Source organism: Hymenobacter agri, assembly GCF_054778495.1.
The window spans coordinates 1-1,547 of sequence record NZ_BAAGZM010000812.1; the positions used below are offsets into that span (position 1 = coordinate 1).

Annotated in this window: 3 protein-coding genes; 2 read left to right on the top strand and 1 reads right to left on the bottom strand. The window is 62.8% G+C overall.

Annotation, left to right across the window (positions count from 1 at the left end; genetic code table 11):
• Positions 1-483, top strand: a 483-nt coding sequence (locus ACYVDE_RS22405; RefSeq protein WP_460503751.1) for a hypothetical protein, incomplete at its 5' end; no start/stop codon positions are given.
• Positions 484-584: 101 nt separating this feature from the next.
• Positions 585-1,034, top strand: coding sequence for a YlmC/YmxH family sporulation protein (locus ACYVDE_RS22410; protein WP_460503752.1), 450 nt, complete (start codon positions 585-587; stop codon positions 1,032-1,034).
• A gap of 157 nt (positions 1,035-1,191) precedes the next feature.
• Here the strand turns inward: ACYVDE_RS22410 and ACYVDE_RS22415 are convergent.
• Positions 1,192-1,547, bottom strand: a 356-nt coding sequence (locus ACYVDE_RS22415) for a T9SS type A sorting domain-containing protein (RefSeq protein WP_460503753.1), incomplete at its 5' end; no start/stop codon positions are given.

Genomic DNA, 1,547 nt, shown 5'->3' on the forward strand with positions numbered 1-1,547 from the left:
GCCGCCGCAGCCGTCGACCAGGCCACGCGGCGGGCAGCGATTGCGGCAATTCCGCAGGGAGATTCAGCGGGTAGTTCCGAAACGGCGGCTTCGTTGGCCACGCAGGCAGCCAGCAGCCCGGCTGCGCCCGAATACGCCCGCAACGGCCTGCAAAAGCTGGCCGGCGTGCTGGTGAGCCTCTGTGACCGCGACGACCTGCGCGACCCAGCAGTACTGGAGCAACGCGATAACCTTACCAGCGCCACCGCCCGCCTCGACGAGGCCAACACCAGCGTGCGGCCTGGCTTCGTGGCCGCCGCCGGGCTTATTCGGGCCATGCAGCAGAAAGCGTACCCCGAGTTGGAAACGCAGGCCGACGACCTAGTGGCTCTTTCCGGCCAGCTGTCAGGCCGTAGCGGCACCGCCGCCGAGCAGCGCCAGAACCAACAGTTCCTGACGCAGGCCGCCGCCGCCGTGCGCGTGCTCAGCGAGCCGAAACAGTAGAGGTAGTATTCGGTAATAGGTAAGCAGTAGTCAGACCCTACTTTATCGAATGACATATCTGACTACCGACTAATTAAATACGCAATACCAGATATAGCCACATGGATACGCCCATTCTGCGTCGCCTGCGCGACCTCACCGATTTTGAAGTAGCCGACAACAACCCCGACGTGCGCGGCTGGACTGTGCGCGGCAATGACGGCCAGGCCCTGGGCACGGTGCACGAGCTGATTGTGGACGTGGAAGCACTGAAAGTTCGCTACCTCGATGTGGAGCTGGACGGCCGTTTCCGCATCAACGAGCACGAAAACCACATTCTGCTTCCCATCGGGGCCGCTTCGCTCGATGATGATGGCGACAACGTGTTCGTGCCCGCGCTCAATGCCGAGTCGGTATTGAGCTACCCGCCCTACGTCGAAATTCAGATTACCCGCGACTACGAAGAAGCCATGCTGCGTGCCTTGGGCCAGGAGCCCGCATCCACCCCGCGCTTCTACGAGCAGGAGTCGTTCGATGCGAACAGCTTCTACAACCGCCGCCGGGCCTCCTGAATTACTTTGAGGTAATTCCTAACAGTTGGCAGAACGGAGTAGAGACGCAACATTTTGCGTCTCGTCGTTCGCGGCACTCGGGCTTCGTTCGCCTGTCGCCCTAACGATTTCGTTCAACGACGAGACGCAAGATGTTGCGTCTCTACTCCGTTAAAACCTACTGCCGTGCAATCTGGCGCGTGAGCACCTGGCCATCGGGCAGGCGCAGTCTGAGCACGTACAGGCCTGGGGCCAGCCCGGCCGTTTCCACGCGCAGGGCACCGGCGCCGGCGGCTGTGGCAGTGAGAGCTACTTGCTGGCCCAGCATGTCCTGGCAGCGAATTTCGGTGGGCAGCACGTTGCCGCTGATGTAGAGCGCGTCAGCGCTGGGGTTGGGATAGATGCTGAAATCGGCATCGGTGGCGCGGCGGGTGGCGGTGGCGGTGCGGTTGGGCGTGGCCAGCCAGATGGTGGCGTTGAGCAGGATGCGGGCGTGGTCGCCGTTGGCTTCGGCCGCCCAGCCGTCGTAGAGGT